The organism is Micrococcales bacterium, assembly GCA_009784895.1.
In the GTDB taxonomy this organism is placed as follows: Bacteria; Actinomycetota; Actinomycetes; order Actinomycetales; family WQXJ01; genus WQXJ01.
The window spans coordinates 1-15,301 of the sequence record WQXJ01000049.1; the positions used below are offsets into that span (position 1 = coordinate 1).

16 protein-coding genes, 1 tRNA gene and 1 riboswitch are annotated in these 15,301 nt (G+C 63.2%); of the genes, 8 read left to right on the forward strand and 9 right to left on the reverse strand.

The features are described 5' to 3' along the window. Positions 1-115 precede the first annotated feature (115 nt). Positions 116-192 (forward strand) — tRNA-Pro (locus FWD29_08280). Between the two features lie 239 nt (positions 193-431). Here the strand turns inward: FWD29_08280 and FWD29_08285 are convergent. Beyond that, the gene (locus FWD29_08285) at positions 432-1,007 is read right to left on the reverse strand and encodes a TetR/AcrR family transcriptional regulator (protein ID MCL2803927.1); all 576 of its coding nucleotides are present in this window, start codon (positions 1,005-1,007) and stop codon (positions 432-434) included. Between the two features lie 165 nt (positions 1,008-1,172). Between FWD29_08285 and FWD29_08290 the strand changes: the two genes are divergently transcribed. Beyond that, complete coding sequence (locus FWD29_08290) at positions 1,173-1,724, forward strand: DUF6463 family protein (GenBank protein MCL2803928.1); 552 nt, start codon at positions 1,173-1,175, stop codon at positions 1,722-1,724. 108 nt (positions 1,725-1,832) lie between these two features. Here the strand turns inward: FWD29_08290 and FWD29_08295 are convergent, their stop codons facing one another. Both FWD29_08295 and FWD29_08300 read right to left on the reverse strand, forming a co-directional pair. Further along, a complete protein-coding gene (locus FWD29_08295) occupies positions 1,833-2,177 on the reverse strand; it encodes a CrcB family protein (GenBank protein MCL2803929.1) in 345 nt (114 codons plus the stop codon). Continuing rightward, entirely contained in the window at positions 2,174-2,584 is a 411-nt protein-coding gene (locus tag FWD29_08300; GenBank protein MCL2803930.1) for a CrcB family protein, read from the reverse strand. The genes FWD29_08295 and FWD29_08300 overlap by 4 nt, the downstream gene beginning before the upstream one ends. 123 nt (positions 2,585-2,707) lie before the next feature. After that, a riboswitch (Fluoride riboswitch) is annotated at positions 2,708-2,805 on the reverse strand. Between the two features lie 43 nt (positions 2,806-2,848). On the opposite strand from FWD29_08300, the gene FWD29_08305 reads away from it, so the two are divergent. Further along, a complete protein-coding gene (locus FWD29_08305; GenBank protein ID MCL2803931.1) occupies positions 2,849-3,106 on the forward strand; it encodes a ribbon-helix-helix protein, CopG family in 258 nt (85 codons plus the stop codon). Then, positions 3,103-3,486, forward strand: a complete 384-nt coding sequence (locus FWD29_08310; GenBank protein ID MCL2803932.1) for a type II toxin-antitoxin system VapC family toxin — start codon at positions 3,103-3,105, stop codon at positions 3,484-3,486. Before FWD29_08305 ends, FWD29_08310 begins: the two co-directional genes overlap by 4 nt. 594 nt (positions 3,487-4,080) lie before the next feature. Here the strand turns inward: FWD29_08310 and FWD29_08315 are convergent. From FWD29_08315 to FWD29_08330, 4 genes are all read right to left on the reverse strand, one after another. Continuing rightward, entirely contained in the window at positions 4,081-4,533 is a 453-nt protein-coding gene (locus tag FWD29_08315; GenBank protein ID MCL2803933.1) for a dCMP deaminase family protein, read from the reverse strand. Between the two features lie 186 nt (positions 4,534-4,719). Next, positions 4,720-5,079, reverse strand: a complete 360-nt coding sequence (locus FWD29_08320; GenBank protein MCL2803934.1) for a type II toxin-antitoxin system PemK/MazF family toxin — start codon at positions 5,077-5,079, stop codon at positions 4,720-4,722. Next, the gene (locus tag FWD29_08325; protein MCL2803935.1) at positions 5,057-5,314 is read right to left on the reverse strand and encodes a hypothetical protein; all 258 of its coding nucleotides are present in this window, start codon (positions 5,312-5,314) and stop codon (positions 5,057-5,059) included. Before FWD29_08325 ends, FWD29_08320 begins: the two co-directional genes overlap by 23 nt. Positions 5,315-5,360: 46 nt before the next feature. Beyond that, on the reverse strand, positions 5,361-6,245 hold the full coding sequence (locus tag FWD29_08330) for an AraC family transcriptional regulator (GenBank protein MCL2803936.1): 885 nt from the start codon (positions 6,243-6,245) through the stop codon (positions 5,361-5,363). Between the two features lie 372 nt (positions 6,246-6,617). Here FWD29_08330 and FWD29_08335 point away from each other — a divergent pair, with 372 nt between their 5' ends. Then, positions 6,618-9,476 (forward strand): fibronectin type III domain-containing protein, encoded by a 2,859-nt coding sequence (locus FWD29_08335; protein MCL2803937.1) that lies wholly within the window; start codon positions 6,618-6,620, stop codon positions 9,474-9,476. A 79-nt stretch (positions 9,477-9,555) separates the two neighbouring features. Here FWD29_08335 and FWD29_08340 read toward each other — a convergent pair whose 3' ends face one another. Next, the gene (locus FWD29_08340; GenBank protein MCL2803938.1) at positions 9,556-9,882 is read right to left on the reverse strand and encodes a DUF86 domain-containing protein; all 327 of its coding nucleotides are present in this window, start codon (positions 9,880-9,882) and stop codon (positions 9,556-9,558) included. Next, the gene (locus tag FWD29_08345; protein MCL2803939.1) at positions 9,879-10,349 is read right to left on the reverse strand and encodes a nucleotidyltransferase domain-containing protein; all 471 of its coding nucleotides are present in this window, start codon (positions 10,347-10,349) and stop codon (positions 9,879-9,881) included. Before FWD29_08345 ends, FWD29_08340 begins: the two co-directional genes overlap by 4 nt. Before the next feature lie 291 nt (positions 10,350-10,640). Here FWD29_08345 and FWD29_08350 point away from each other — a divergent pair, with 291 nt between their 5' ends. The 3 genes from FWD29_08350 to pheT are packed head-to-tail and all read left to right on the forward strand — an operon-like array spanning position 10,641 to position 15,046. Next, positions 10,641-11,351 carry an HNH endonuclease family protein gene (locus FWD29_08350; protein MCL2803940.1) on the forward strand — a complete coding sequence of 237 codons (711 nt, stop codon included), beginning with the start codon at positions 10,641-10,643 and terminating at the stop codon, positions 11,349-11,351. A gap of 54 nt (positions 11,352-11,405) precedes the next feature. After that, on the forward strand, positions 11,406-12,485 hold the full coding sequence (gene pheS, locus FWD29_08355; protein ID MCL2803941.1) for a phenylalanine--tRNA ligase subunit alpha: 1,080 nt from the start codon (positions 11,406-11,408) through the stop codon (positions 12,483-12,485). Continuing rightward, positions 12,485-15,046 carry a phenylalanine--tRNA ligase subunit beta gene (pheT, locus tag FWD29_08360; protein ID MCL2803942.1) on the forward strand — a complete coding sequence of 854 codons (2,562 nt, stop codon included), beginning with the start codon at positions 12,485-12,487 and terminating at the stop codon, positions 15,044-15,046. The genes pheS and pheT overlap by 1 nt, the downstream gene beginning before the upstream one ends. Positions 15,047-15,301 lie beyond the last annotated feature (255 nt).

The window sequence follows — 15,301 nt, forward strand, 5'->3', positions numbered from 1 at the left end:
GAGTAAACTCGGACGGCCAAGGTTCACTAACCTTCGGGATGTATGACTACATCCCCTCAGATCGCTCACCTTGTCCGTCTCGAGTAAACTCGGACGGCCAAGGTTCACTAACCTTCGGGATGTGGCGCAGCTTGGTAGCGCACCTGCTTTGGGAGCAGGGGGCCCCGGGTTCAAATCCCGGCATCCCGACCAGTTCGTGCCCGTTTGGCTTTCCGGTCGCGGGCAACTAGGTCTTAGACGCACACCTGGCCGCATTGGTGTTAGCGCACGGGGTGGGGGTGTGCTCACACGATTCAGACTTCGCTCGCTTTGACGGCTTGACCTGGACGCGGCCGACTGCCCCGACACGCCCCTGAGCCACGCGGTTCGCTGAAAGGGCCCGGCCAAACGGCGGTTTCACGCCGCCGGCGGACACCTAATTGCCGCCACCTTTAGGCCAGGGAGTTGAGTGCGCCGTCTACCGCGGCCAGTACCAACGGGTCCAGCCACCGGGGTACTTCCTTACCCACAAACGGCCGCGTCAAGCCATAGGACAGTTGCATCACAACGGCGACCACTTGCTCAAATCCGGCCTTGGGCACAACCTCGCTGGCCAGGGCGAAGATCTGCCCCATGATGTCATCGTTGACGACCGCGGCGCGGGCCCTAAGTTTGGCTGGTCCGGCGGTGGCCAGATCCGGCTGGCGCCACAGCGTCATGGCCATGGCCTCATCGGGGTACTGGCGGCAGTAGTCAGGAATTGCGCTGGCCACAGCCAGCAGGGCCGCCCTGGGTTGCGGCGCGTCTTTCATCATTTGGCTCAAGTAGCGATGCCAGCGGCCGATGGCGCGTAGCCACAGTTCGCCTGTCAGCTCGTCCCGCGAGGCGAACCTGTAATAGATCGAGCCCATCGGAGCACCGCAGGCCTGGCCAATTTGCGCCAAGGTGGCGTCCCGGCCGTTTTGGGCGACAGCCCGCTGCGCGCCATCGAGCAACTGATCGAGGCTAAAGACCTGCCGGCGAGCCACCAGGTAATTATAGCGGAGGCATTCTAGAGCTGCTATTCTAGAGGTAGTATTCTGGAATCAAGACACTAAATGCTCGTCAAGGCGGCCGCGGCCCAAAGTGCCAACAACGGCGACCGGGACCGAAATAACCCCGGCAGGCGGGTTGTCCAATCGAATGGAGAAGGCGTGAATCGAAGTCCAGTCAGCGGGGGTGACCCGGCCAAAGGTCAGCACAGGGCAGCTATGGGCACCACCGCCGCACAACTAGCTCAGCCGGCGAGCATCGCCACGGGAACGCCGGCCCCATCGGTGAACACGGCAAAAGGCCGGTCGAAGCTCTTACCAGGTAGTGACGTTGGACGGCTGGGCTGGCGCTGGACCGGCCGGGCTTTGGTGGGAATTGGAGTGTTCCACCAGATCCTGGGCCTAGTTGCGGGCTGGAGCATCATGGGCCAGGCCGCCCGCGACGGCCTGCTGAGCGCGACTGGACAAGACCCCGAATTCGCGTCGTTGTTTTGGTTCCTGTTCGCCGGCGTGGTGATGATCATGCTGGGATTGCTGGTTAGCTTCGTCAACTCAACTTTGCGCCGGCCGGCGCCGGTCTGGCTGGGTTGGTGGTTCGTGGGGATGTCGCTGGTTGGCCTGCCATTCGTTCCCGTGAGTGGGTTTTGGCTGACCTTGGCTCTGGGCATCTGGATGATTCTGGCCGCCCGCCCGGCCAAGGCCAACGCCGGCTGATAGTCACATCTGGCCACCTCCTTGTTTGGTCCGCCGTGGCTAACCGCCTAACCACGAACGAACTTCGTCAGTCAGAACAGGCCCGTTCAAGCGCGGGTTTGCCTGCGGCTATCCGCCCAGCCATAGGCCAAGCGCGGCGGCCGCCACCGCAGCTAGGCACATGGCACCGGCGTGCGCCGCGGCCAGGCGCCACCCGCTGGCTTTGACCAAGTCGGCTGACTGGACCAAGGCAGTCGAGAAGGTCGTGTAGCCGCCCAAGAAGGCCGCACCTTCTGTCCAAACCAGTCCCGTCCCGGTTTGGGCTGACTGCCAGGCAAACAACAAGCCCAGCAGAAACGCCCCGGACAGGTTGATGACAAACAGGTCCAGGCCGCGCCTAATCCGGCTCAGAAGAATGCCCAGTAGCCAGCGGCAAGTGGCACCAACGCCACCAGCCAAGAACACTGCGATCATGAGGCTTGCCGCCGATTCATCGCCAGCCGGGTCAGTCGCGCGGCCACCAGCGCGGCTGCCATCCCGCCCACCAGCGAGCCCAGGGCGTAGCCGGTGGCCAACCACGGGCTAGTGGGCAACCGTTCGGCAACCTGAACGCCAAAGGCTGAATAGGTGGTGAAACCGCCCAGCAGACCGGTGCCGACGCCCTGCCTTAAGCGAGAGCTCAAACGAGTCTCGGGGCCTTGGCCTGCCAGCCAAGTCAACAGCCAAGCCAGCACGGCCGTCCCTAGTAGGTTGATGCAGAAAGTGGCCCAAGGCCAGCCCTGGGCGGGCCAGATTTGGTCAATTGCGCTCCGGGCCAAAGTGCCGCAGCCGCCGCCCGCCAGCACAAAGGCGAGGACAATGCCGGTCTCTCGTGCCGGCATCGGCCACCGGTTTTTGGGTGCTGACTGGCGCGAGGCGTCGCGGCCATTGCCAGGTGGGGGAGTGCGGCGCGCCATACGCTTCCTTTTCGTTGTGGGCAGGCGCGCGGGTTCCGCCCGCCTGCTCGCGGGACAGGAACCATCAGCCGGGGGGCGGTTTGGGCCGGGACTGGTCAGCTGAAGCGACCGGCTTGGCCCAGGCGGGATCCATCACCGCAGGCCAGCCTAGCCGATCTGCGTGAGACCAGGTGATGTATAATGTGGTGTATGTTGCGTACCAATATCTATCTCGACCAGGGGCAGGTCGAGGCGTTGGATGCGGTCGCTGACCGGGATGGAGTTTCCAGAGCCGAGGTTGTCCGGCGACTGATAGACCGGGGGTTGTCAGGTCCCGGTCGCAACACGGACGAGCTGCTCAACGCGATTCGCGGCGCGGCTGGTTGTTGCCAGGCATTTGAGGTGCCCGGCCGTGGTCCAGGGGCGCGTGAGGAACACCTTGACCAAATGTGGGCCAAGCAGCCGTGATCCTGGTTGATTCAGACGTTGTCATCAGTCTTCTGCGGGGAGACCAGCGAGCCGTAGTTTTTTGGGAACAGGCCGCCGCCACCGAGGCCGTGGCGGTGAGCGTGGTAACGCTAACGGAGGTGATGGGCGGAATGCGGTCCAGCGAACGCCGCGCGGTGGCGAGGTTGTTTGCTGAGCTTCGCCTTGAACCGGTGACGGAAACGGTGGCACACCGGGCTGGCCAGTTGATGCGCCAATACCGGGCATCTCACGGAGGCATTGGCATTGCGGACTATCTCATTGCCGCCACCGCCGAATGCACTGGGGCCAGCCTGGCCACATTGAACGTTCGCCACTACCCCATGTTCGAGGGGTTGAAACCTGCCTTCCCGATGGGCTAGTTGGCAGTCACACGGAAAGGGGCCAGCGGGCAACCAGCCGGTCAGCGGCGTCGCCGGGCTAGAGGTCCCAGGCCACCAGGCCGTCTTGGTCGAGCACGCCCTCGGGCCACATCGACACGACTTAGTATCAATGCAGCTCAATCTGCCACGACCTAGTATCAACGCAGGTCAATCCGCCACGACTTAGTATCAACGCAGGTGTGAATTCTGGATGAGGCACAAAAGGCCTGGTCACTCCCGTCGCCCCAAAGCCCCAACCTGTCTTGATGCTAAGTCGCGGCCGGCCACCCTGTTTCGGTGCTAGGTCACAGCCGGTCAGCCTGTTTTGATGCTAGGTCACAGCCGGTCAGCCTGTCTCGGTGCTAAGTCGCGGCCGGCCCAACGCGCGTGGCGATCCCGGTTGGTCTAGCCAGCGCCCACGTGCGGTTGGCCCTGCGGTTCCGGATTGAGCCGCGTGGGCGGAGTGGTGTCCAACCTCGGTCTCGCGGCATTGTGGCTGGTCAATCCGCCTTTGGCGGCACAGGGCGGTTGGCGGCGAGGGGTGGTAGGCGGCAAGCAGGGGCGGGCGACCAGCCGGTCAGCGGCGTCGCCGGGCTAGAGGTCCCAGGCCACTAGGCCGTCTTGGTCGAGCACGCCCTCGGGCCAAACCGCCCGGACAATGCCGGCAGCGGCTAGCGCCTTGCGGCAGCCGGGGCAGGGCGGGTCGGTGATGTATGCGGTGGCGCCTTTGGTGTCGCGCGTGGCGAAGAGCAGGGCGTTGACCTCGGCGTGAATGGCGATGCAAAAGCCCGGCGTGCCAGGACGGTCGTAGTCGCCCAGGCCCGGGATCTGCGTGTAGTCCAGCTGGCCGCGCGGGCAGGCGCCCTCAAGGCAGTCCGGCCGGCCGGGGGCGGCGCCGTTATAGCCGGTGGCAATAATGCGGCGCTCATGCACGATGACGGCGGCGACCTGGCGGCGAACGCATTTGGCTCGGGCCGCCACGGCTTGGGCAATGCCCAGGAAGTATTCGTCCCAGCCCGGTACTGTGCGCCGCGGTTGCTCGTCCATCAAAGTCCAGCCTTTCGTCCAGAGGACAATCATGCCGCTTGGCGGGCCCAGTTGAAAACCGGCGGCGCACAGTTCGCGGCCTTCGGCGAGATTACCGCCCGCAGGGCTGGCGCCATCGGCCTCCTGGCCCGGTTGGTCCAACGGATGTTCACCGCCTAACGGCAGCGCCAGCGGAGCCGCTTGGGTTCACTGCCAGCCCTCGATGGCGGCGCGCGCCTGGGCGATTCGGATCATGACGTGTCCCGGTGCGATCCCCAGCCGTTTGATGAATCGGCTAACCGAGATCGCCGCGCCGGCAAAGCAAAGGGCAACCGAGTCCTGCTCAAGGTGGTCTATGGCCTTGACCAGCGGGCGTAATGTGGTCGGGGTCCGCGAGGTCGACAGTGGCACAACGCCAATTAGGTCAAAGGGGGTGCCGGCTCGCATCTCGTCGAGCGTGACCACTATCACTGGCCGGGTCTTGCCGACCTCTCCTTTCTTGGCGGCGCCCAGGGCCGCCAGCCAGATCTCGCCGTGACGGGGATCAGGAGGCGCTGGCTGGGTCACCGCTTAGTTCCTCCCACTGGGCCAATTGGGCCATGAACTGCCGATCCTTGATGTCTTCTAGCCAGGCCGCTCGCTCCTCAGCGTAAGCGCGTTCTCGCCAGACCTGCCTGCCAAGCTGACCCATGTAGGCCGAGAGCGTCAGGCCGCTGTCTTTGGCCGCCTGGGCGAAGTTGTCGCGGGCCGAGGCAGGCATACGGACCAAGGCCACGGGCTCCGATTTGGCGCTACTATTCATGCATTGATTTTAGCATCGAAATGCGCATCGATTGGGGACTACGATCCTAAGCAGGCCGCACTGGGAGCAGCTCGATGTAGCCGCGTGAGCCGAGCGGTTCGAGTTGGATGCGCGGCTCTTGGTCATGCCAGGCGTAGCCCAGCAGCGACGGGTCGTATTTGGCGGTGGCCTGCTGCAATTCATCAATTGCCTGGCAATAGTTTTCCTCTTCGAACGGTTCACCTTGGAAGGCCAGATAGGTCGCGGCGGGCAGGTCGATAACGTCAAAACCTTCCGGCAAAACGCCGTCCCAATCGCTGGCCACGTCGACGCCTTGGACGTATTCGGAGGTGCCTGGCAGGCGGTAGGCCCCAGAGAGCCAGTAACCGCCTGGCTCGCTCAGGGCCGGTTTGATCGAAGTCAGCAGCCCCCAGATGTCGCAGGAGACCTCTTCGCAGTAGGCGAAGTAGTCAGTGGCTCTGATGCCTCGTTTGATGATGGCTTTGCGATTGGGCTTTTCGATAATTGAGACAAAAACAGTGCGCAGCATGTCCACGATGGGTTTCCTTTCCACAGATGCGAATTTGACGCCGAAAGGTGTAAACAACCAGACCGGGCCGGGGTTCTTGGCGAAATCAGCCGGATTGCGACCGAACTCTCGGAAGAAGGCTCGTTGAAAGCCGTCAACTGAACCAAAGCCAGATTCGAAGGCCACCTCGGTAATGAGGCGATCGCCATCGCGCAGCTTCACAGCGGAATTGGCCAACCGCAACCGCCGGATGTAGGTGGCCGGCGTCATGCCGGTGTGCTCCAAAAACAGACGGTGGGAATGCCAGGGTGAGTACAGCGAGACCCGGGCCAAGTCCGCCAGGGTGATGGTCTCAGCTGGGTGCGCGGCGATGAAGTCTTGCATCCGCTGGACCGCCTCGACCTGTGGCTTCAGATTACTCACCCCTTTTGTGTTGGCCGTTCACCTCTTCGGTGATAACCATCATTTGACCGGCGGGCCGATCTTGGCTCGACCGTCCTTGCCAAACTGCCGACCCAAGCCGGCCGGCTAGAGGCAATTGAGGCCATAAGCCAGGCAGCCGCCCTGCGGCAGCAAAGCAGCAAAAACAGAGCAGTTATCTATCAACGAGCCTTAACAATATGTGCCCAATTCCGTCACTAAACCGCAGTTCTACCGATGTTACGGCCACCTTGGCACTCGAGGCGGCGCCAGCCTGGGCCTAGGAGACACGGATCTGAGTATCATCGTCGCAGCGTTGGGGCTGATGCGGCTTGAAACGCAGGTAATTGAGGCACACCTGAGGGGACTTTTCTGATGCGGAACAAAACCACCATTGCGGCGGCTGCTGCCGCCGGGCTGATCGCGGCCGGCCTGGCCTTCCCAGGCATCTTTGCGGCCAACGCCGCGCCACCACCCATCTCACCGGTCACCCGGGTTCCGGGACAGGACGCTTCGACGCAAATTGGGCTGGCCTGGCACACGGCCAGGGTCACCAGTGGCCAGCCTCCCGAGACCCGGCTGTCTTGGGGCCCGGCTGGCGGGTTTACGTGCAGCTATGCCAACTGGGACTCTGCTGTCAAACCGGTGCTCAGAGTAGACGGTGGGGTGGGCTACGCCAAGGCCTTCCTGTCGCAGCTGACGCCAGGAGCCAGCTACCAATACTGCGTGCTTTCGGCCCTGCAGACGCAGCCAATCACCAGTTCGTTGACAATGCCGGTCTCGAACAGCGCCTCAACGACGTTCTTGGCCTTTGCCGATGCGGCCTGGAGTTCAACTGCCTCCGCTAACTCTTTCCGCAACACGGTTGAGTCGGCCCAAAGCCAGTATCCTGGCGCCAGCTTCATGACTCACAACGGGATTTTGACCAGCACCGACACTGATCTGGCGCGCTGGGACGGGTTCCTCGAACACGCGGCCCCAGTGTTGGATCGTATGGCCTGGGCGCCAACCCAGTCCTACAACGCCAACATCAGGTTCGCCCACGGCACGGCCGTGCCGCTGGAAGGCACAACCAACAACAGTGGCTTCTACGCCGTGCGAGACGGGCAGGTTTTGGTGCTTGTCATCAACACCTACGTCACCACCAACATCGCCGCGGTGAGGACCTTTATCCAACAACAGACCAGTAATGTCTCCGCCGACACCTGGGTAGTGGCCTCGGTGCCAACCCAGATCTATGGGGCGTCGGCGACATCTAGCACCTATTTGACCGGGCTGAAACAAGCCTTCAGCGACGCCAAGGTCGCGCTGGTGCTGCAGGGCGGCTCCAGGGCCTACACCCGCTCTTGGCCAATCACGTCTGGCGCCAGCACCTCCACGGTTTTTAGGGACTACCCAGGAACAGCGACAGTGGCCACCAAAGACGGCACCGTCTATGTGACACCTGGGGCTAGTGGGGCTGATTTGGCGACCGTGCCTGCGGCTGCGCTGACGGGTTCGAGTTCATGGCTCGCCGTGGCCAGCCCCAACGCCAGTGGGACTGCCACTCAGGCGGCCAAGAAGTCCTACTCAGTCATCACCGCCACCCCAAGCGAGCTGAAGGTGGCAGCCCAGATGGTCGACGGCACCAAACTGGACGAATTCACAATCAACCGCGGATCAACCCCGGCCTACGAGCCCAGGCCACTAGCGCTGACCGGGTTGAACAACTCCTTCGGTACCGACGCCAAGACCAGCCGCACCATCACCTGGCTGGGTTTGGCGACCGCTGGTTACACCAACCCCTACTACAAGATTGTGCCCGCCGGCCAAAACATCGACGCGGCGCCGGCCATAACCGCCGGCTGCAATGCACCGGCCAGAATGGTCTCGGCCTTGAGCACCTACAACTCTTACACCTGCCAGGTGTCCGGGCTGAGCGCCGGGACTACGTACACCTACAAGGTTGGCGCCCAGGTGGGGGCACGTCCCTACGAATCGAAGGCCTACAGTTTCGCCACGGAGCTGGGCTTGGATAAGTCCGAGTTCAAGTTCCTCGACCTGGCTGATAGCCAAGGTGGCGCGGCCAATTACAGCCAATTTTGGGGACAGACACTTACAACCGCGACCAAAAACCACCCGGACGCGGTGCTAGTAACCCAAAGCGGCGACATCGTCGATGACACCACCGCCGCCCACCTGACCGGATGGCTTGCCGGAACAGGCGACAGCCTGGCCAACGTCGCCTTCAACCCAGTCTTGGGAAACCATGATTCGGCCTCCGCCGCCCAGCCAATGTGGAAAGCCTTGTTCCCACGCGACTCGGTTACACGGTATTCCGGTTCGGGCGCTCTCCAGTACGCGCAGATCTACCGCAACGCGCTGTTCTTGCATATCAACACCAACCTTGAGTCGGTGGCTGATCTAAACGTGACCGAGCAATGGGTCAAAGAGACAGTCAAAGCCAACGGGTTCGATGACGGGGACGTGGGGAAGTTCATCATCGTGGTGGAGCACAAGTCGCCGTTTGGCGGGTCTCACGCCAACGGCAATGGCACCTATCCGCAAGGATCGACCTATACCAGCAGGAATCTGATTGACCGCCTGCCCCGGATCTACAGCGAAGCTGGCGTAGATCTAGTCTTGGCTGGTCACGACCACAGCCTGGTCCGGTCGCTGCCAATCCAATGGTCGCCGCAGCAGAACAAGGCCGTCTGGGACCGGGCCAATCTTGGCCTGACCACCATCAATTCTGACACCGACGGCCTGGTCTATTTCATCCCGCACCAGGCGGCCGACAAGGGCCCCTATTCGATCACGCTGAGCCAGTACCCTTGGATCGCCAAATACACCTCTCCAGCTAGGGCTTTGAACAACAACGCCTACGCCGTGGTTACGGTCAGCCAAGACGCCATCAGAGTCAACACCTACTTTGTGGGCGATCCGGTCAACCCGGTTGACAGCTTCTCCGTGGTGCAGGGTTATCCCGATCCAACGGTCTCCGCGTCAAGTTCCACCATCTCCATTGGTGGCAGAGACACCGGCCTGGCGGTGACGGTTTCGACCAACCAGAAGACTTGGTCGGCTTCCAGCGCGGCGTCTTGGTTATCCGTCACCTCCACCGGGGCCGATGGCGCCCTCCTCACCATGACGGCCCAGCCCAACCCGCTGGCCTCGCCGCGCACCGCAGTGGTGACCCTGCGGGCGGGAACAGCCACGTCTACTGTGACGCTGACTCAAGGCCCGGCCAGCTAGCCACGCAAAGCAAGGCCGCTCATGTGAGGAACCGGCGCGGCTTTCGCGGAATCCAATCTGGGAGACTCCGCCGGGTTCCTCACGGGTCGTCAATGAGCGAAGTCTGAATGCGGCTGATGATCGCTGGGAGGTCATGGTGCAGGGTTTGCCGCACGATCGCCGGGCTTACGAGCATGTAGCCGTGCGCTATGCGGTTACGCATTCCCCACATCAGTGGCCAGTCGTCACCAAAAAGCTTGTTTCGGAAATCGGGTTCTAGCGCCGCTAGGGTCTCGACTCCGGCGGACAAACGCATGCAAATTGCGTCTATCACCACCTGGTCATCGAGGTCGCGGTCGGCATAGACCTGCATTGTTTGGAAGTGGGAAAGCGCCTGACTTAGCACCTCAGATGGTTGCCGGTTCACAGGGCCACGGCCTCGTTGAGTATGCGACCACGTATCTCGGGACGCAGGGCGCTGTCGGGGTGGAGGTCAACCGGCGCACCAACTATCTGGCTGATTTGGTATTGGAGGACTTCCAACTGCATGAGGCTAAGCGGTGTTCCCATCGTGAAGAGAAGATCGATGTCCGAGTCATCATTGTCCTGGCCGGTTGCCACCGAACCAAACACTCGCGGGTTGGATCCATCGTTTTCTGCCAGCAACCGCCGGATCGGCTCAGTATTGCGGCGCAGCCGTCGAGCAAGTCTGGACGTGCCGTGGAAGTGCAGCAGTCGCGACACCTCAGGCTGGCTCCGCCCAATTTGGGTGGCGATCTGCGACTGGGTCATTCCCTTGGCAGCGGCCCGGCGCACGGCCGTGACCAGCTCTTGGCGAGCTTTGGCCACCGCCTCGTCTGCGCGACGGGCTACTTGGGCAAGACTGGCCGGCATCTTCCAAGCATAGCAAATACTATACTCACAGGCTGGCGGGCACTTCGGAAGGGAGCGACGACGCAGGCACCGCGTGGCAGTTGGAGTCTTGCTCCTAGGACGGATGCCGCGCGCCGGGCTGGCGCGATTGACTTGACCTCCGGGGTGTCGGTTTCGTCAACCGGGGCGCCGGTGCCACCATTTGGGTAGCCCGCCGCGCGGGCAGACCGCAATAGCCAGCCAGAAAGGTCTCCAATTACTCCGAACCAGCGATCAAGCCAGCCGCGGCTTGGGGCGGCCGTTCGATGGCTCGTGCTGATCGCAGCTCTGCTGTGTGCGCTGGCTGGGGTGATGGCGTGGGACTGGTTGAACCGGGGCGATGGCGACCAACTAGCCCACGACCGCCAGTTAGAGCTTTGGCAAAACCGAACCGGACAGCTTCCGGCGGAAGCGGAACTCGACGCGGCCCTAGAGGCCCTGGCGGCTTTGCCGCCGGAGGTGGCCCCGACTGCCGAAATACCTCCATACCAACGGGCGGCCTTTGGCCCGGCCTGGCAGGACACTGACCACAACGGCTGCGACACCCGGAATGACGTGCTGAAACGTGACCTGACCCAGGTCGAGTTCAAGCCTCGAACTCACGATTGCGTTGTCATTTCCGGCGTCTTAGAAGACCCCTACACCGGAGACACCATCAACTTTGTCAAAGGCAATACGACCTCAACCGAGGTCCAGATCGACCACGTTATTCCGCTCAAACAGGCTTGGCAGGCCGGTGCCTGGGCCTGGAGTGACCAAAAGCGGCTCGAGTTCGCCAACGACTTTGACGAGCTGCTGGCCGTGTCCGGCCAAGCCAATCAGTCCAAAGGCGACAAAGGCCCTGCTAACTGGCTGCCGGCTCAGAACCAGTGCCCCTACGCCATCACCTACGCCCAGATGGCCAACCGCTACGACCTGGCCCTACCTGGGGCGGACCGCGACCAACTGACAGCCATGCTGACCGGCCCTTGCAGGCAGACTTGACCCGCACCAGCCAATAAACCGGCCCTACCCGGTGGGCATGGGACAATACTGCGCGTGTCTGAACCGACCACACCGATATCGCCACTTGACCAAGATGGCTTGGCTAGGGCCGTTGAAGAGGCACTTGCCGGCATCGGGCAAGCTGAAGACGTAGAGCAACTGGCCCAGGTGCGCCGCGCCTACACTGGCGAGGCCAGCGCTATTGTCCAAGCCAACCGGGCCATCAAGTCTCTTGACCACAGCCAAAGAGCCCAGGCCGGCAAGAACGTTGGCGCCGCCAAACGCCAAGTTTTCCAGGCCCTGGAACAGCGCCAGGCCGCCTTGGAGGCCCAAGCCGCCGCCGGCGCCCTGGCCAGTGAGACAGTTGACGTCACCCTGCCAACTGCCCGCCAAACGCCGGGCGCTCGCCACCCAGAGGAGTTGCTGCAAGAGCGCATTGCCGATGTTTTCACGGCCATGGGCTGGACCGTGGCTGAAGGCCCGGAACTAGAGGCGGAGTGGTTCAACTTCGACGCATTGAACTTCGACCCGGACCATCCGGCCCGGCAAATGCAGGACACTTTCTTCATCGACCCACCAGGCAGCGGCTTGGTCCTGCGCACCCACACTTCGCCGGTTCAAGCCCGCGTTTTGTTGACCCAGGGCGCGCCCTGCTACGTCGCCGTGCCGGGTAAGACCTTCCGCACAGATGAGCTTGACGCCACCCACACCCCGGTGTTCCACCAGGTCGAGGGCCTGGCAGTGGACCGCGGGCTGACAATGGCGCATCTGCGCGGCGCTTTGGACCACCTGGCGCACGCCATGTTTGGGCCCGATGCCGACACTCGCCTAAGGCCTTCGTTCTTCCCCTTTACCGAACCGTCAGCTGAGATGGATCTGCGCTGTTTTGTCTGCCTGGGGGCCGAGGCCGCCTGCCGGACCTGTGGCGGCACCGGATGGATCGAATGGGGTGGCTGTGGCATGGTCGACCCGAATGTGCTGATCGCCTGCGGCATTGACCCATGCGAATTCCAGGGTTTCGCCTTCGGTATGGGGATCGAACGGACCTTGATGTTCAGAAACGGTGTCACCGATATGCGAGACATGGTCGAGGGCGACGCCCGCTTCTCTTTGGGATATGGGGTGAGTGTCTGATGCGAATCCCACTGCCTTGGCTAGATGAGTTTGCCCCGCTCGAAGGCAAAGACGCCGCCGGCGTGGCTGCGGCGCTGGTCACAGTTGGTTTGGAAGAAGAGGCCATTCACGGCTCGGGTGTGACCGGGTCGCTGGTGGCCGGCCGGGTGGTGTCCAAGCAGGCCGAACCACAGAAAAACGGCAAGACAATCAACTGGTGTCAGGTTGATGTTGGCAGCGCGCACGGGGCAGTGCGCGGCATAGTCTGCGGCGCGGACAACTTTGGCGCCGGTGACTTGGTGGCAGTGGCACTGCCCGGCGCCCAGCTGCCCGGCCCGTTCCCCATCACAGCCCGCAAAACCTATGGTCATGTTTCTGACGGCATGATCTGCTCCGAGCGCGAACTGGGCTTGGGGGAGGACCACACCGGGATTATTGTGCTGGCCTCGAAGGGCATTGACGCCGCGCCGGGAACGGACCTGATCCCGCTGCTTCACCTTGACGAACAGACCGTTGAGATCAACGTCACCCCGGATAGGGGCTATTGCTTCTCGGTGCGCGGCGTGGCCCGCGAGTTTGCTCACGCCACCGGAGTTGAGCTAGCCGACCCGGCCGCAGTTGAGACGCCGTCGGCCACGGCAGATGGCTTCGCTGTTGAGGTCGATGACACCAACCCGCTCCGCGGCCAAATTGGCTGCGACCGCTTTGTCGCCCGGGTAGTTCGCGGGGTCGACCCGGCAGCCGCCTCACCAGCCTGGATGCAACGTCGCTTGAACCAGGCCGGAATGCGACCGATTTCCTTGGCCGTCGACATCACCAATTACGTCATGCTGGAGCTGGGTCAGCCCTTGCACGCTTACGATCTGCACCAGGTCGCCGCGCCTATCGTTGTGCGCCGGGCCCTGCCAGGCGAAGACCTGGTCACCCTAGATGAGGTCGAGCGGGCCTTGGACTTAGAGGATCTGCTCATCACCGACTCGCCCGATGGCCTGAAAGCCAGCCGGGTTTTGGGGCTGGCCGGCGTTATGGGCGGGGCCTCCAGCGAGGTGCGTGGGGCCACCCACGACTTGCTGATCGAAGCCGCCCATTTCGACCCGATCAGCGTGGCCCGGACCGCCAGGCGGCACAAACTCTCCAGCGAGGCGGCCAAGCGCTTCGAACGCGGCGTTGACCCGGAGCTGGCCCCGAAGGCGGCCGAGCGCGTGGTTGAGCTGCTGGTCCGCTACGGCGGAGGCGTGGCCGTGGGTGAGGTCACCGACTTCAATAGTCTCGTTGCACCCGCGCCTATCAGCTTCGATCCGGCCTATCCCGAGGCTTTGGTGGGCGTGTCTTACAGCCCCCGGCGGGTCAAGGACCTACTTGAGGCGATTGGCTGTCAAGTCAGCCCGGCTGGCGGCCAGGACGCCGAAACCAGCGGCCGGCTTGGGGCGCAGGCCGGCGCCGGCGATTGGCTGGTGATACCGCCAAGTTGGCGCATCGATCTGACTCGCCCGGTCGATCTGGTCGAGGAGGTCGCCCGTCTGGACGGCTATGACAAAATCGAGTCGGTTTTGCCGGCCGCACCGCCCGGCACTGGCCTGACCACTTCCCAGCGCCTGCGCCGTTCGGTTGCCCGTGCCCTGGCCGATTTTGGCCTGGTCGAGGTGTTGACCTATCCCTTCGTTGGCCATGAAACATTCGATCAGCTTGGTCTCTCGCCCGATGACGGTGCTCGCCAGGCCGTCAAACTGGCCAATCCGCTTGACTCGGCGGCCGGCTTGATGCGGACTGCGCTGCTTCAGACGCTGCTGGGCGCGGCCCGGCGCAACGCTGGGCGGGGTCTGACCGATCTGGGTTTGTTCGAACTGGGACTGGTGACCAACCCGGCGGCCTCGCTGGCCCCGGTGCCAGTGCCGCCGGCGGATTGCCGGCCGGCGCCTGAGGTAATGGAACAGATCTTTGCCGGCGTGCCGGCCCAGCCGCGGCATGTCGCCGGGGTGCTGATGGGCCAACGTCAACTGGCCGGGGTGTGGGGTCCGGGCCGGGCGGCTGATTGGGCCGATTCGATTGAGGCGGCCAGGGTGGTGGCCCGGGCCTGCCATGTGGCGCTTGAGGTCCAACAGGACTGCGCAGCGCCTTACCACCCGGGTCGTTGCGCCCGGCTGAAGGTGGCTGGGGCCGCAGTTGGTTGCGCTGGCGAGCTTCATCCAGAGGCTTGCCGTAACTTTGGCCTGCCGGCCAGGACGAGTGCCTTTGAGCTCAACCTTGACGCCCTGATCCAGGTCTCGCCGGCCGTGGTTCAGGCCCAAGAGCTCAGAACTCAACCGGTGGCTAAGGAAGACCTAGCTTTTGTGGTGGCTTCGACGGTGGCAGCTGGTGCGGTGGTTGAGGCTGTTCGTGGCGCTGTGGGTGATCTGGCCGAATCAGTCGAGGTCTTTGACGTCTACGCCGGCGACCAGGTGCCGGCCGGATCAAAGTCGGTGGCGGTGGCGCTGCGTTTGCGCGCGGCTGACCGGACCTTGAGTCCGGAAGATGTGGCTGGTGCCAGAAACCGCGCGGTCAAGGCCGTGGCCAAGCAACTGGGCGGTGAACTCAGGGCCTAGGGGACTGGTGTTCAACACCAGTCCCCAAGGCCACCAACTATGCTCGCCACCGCGTTTTCGCAGGTGGCGCGAGCGCCACCTTGCGTGCAACCCGGCCGGGGCGTGGTAAATGACCACGCCCCTAGGGAAATGTGCACCAGCCCCAAGCCACGGGCCTGGTCGGTTTACCAGCCGGTTCCTATTTGGGCGGTTGGCTGCCATTTGCCGCCACCCTTGGCCTGGTAGTACATCAACTTGCCGTCATTAGTCCGGCCA